Consider the following 606-nt stretch of genomic DNA (forward strand, 5'->3'; position numbering starts at 1 on the left):
TTGCTCGAAGTAATAACGGTCACTGTCCGCAACATCCACCAACGACTCCAAGTTTCCTGCGTAGGTGAGCTTGTCTAAATTCACGACGCTATCTTGGGTGTCACGAATAATGTGTCGAACGACAGCTGAGCCAATGAAGCCTGCCCCGCCTGTTACTAGTATTTTCATTGCAAATGTTACCTACTTTAATGGGTACTTTTAGTGGGTGTACCGAAATGCGCTATTGGATTGTCTCACGAATAACTGACAAAAAGCTCACTTTACGTATTTTCAGTATAACTTTTTTGTACATGATCAAAATCGGACGCTTGCCAAATGATTTGGCGTTTGAGCAGTTCTTTTTTGAATGAGCGAAGAAGCCTTTCTAAGTTTTGCTTTTTCCAGTCGCCGTGCTCTTGTTTGCGGCACTTATCAAAATCAATAATCCACACTTTATCTTTGTCATCGATCAAGATGTTGTGGATATTCAGGTCTGTGTGATTAACGCCAGCGTTGTGCATTTTGGCAATTTCTTGCCCTATTTTTTGATACATTCCTTCCGGTAACGGTTTTTCCTGCAAGATACTGACCAGGTCTCTTGCGTTAGGAATGCGCTCACTCAATAAA

The 606-nt window shown here is 41.9% G+C and carries 2 protein-coding genes; both read right to left on the minus strand.

What is annotated here, in order from left to right:
• On the minus strand, nucleotides 1-168 hold a 168-nt coding region (locus R7Z77_RS26745; RefSeq protein WP_318137224.1), incomplete at its 3' end, for an NAD-dependent epimerase/dehydratase family protein.
• 92 nt (nucleotides 169-260) lie between these two features.
• Nucleotides 261-606 (minus strand): 3-deoxy-D-manno-octulosonic acid kinase (locus R7Z77_RS26750; RefSeq protein ID WP_318137223.1); only part of this gene is annotated, 346 nt, incomplete at its 5' end.

This window comes from Vibrio sp. 1401 (assembly GCF_033340295.1).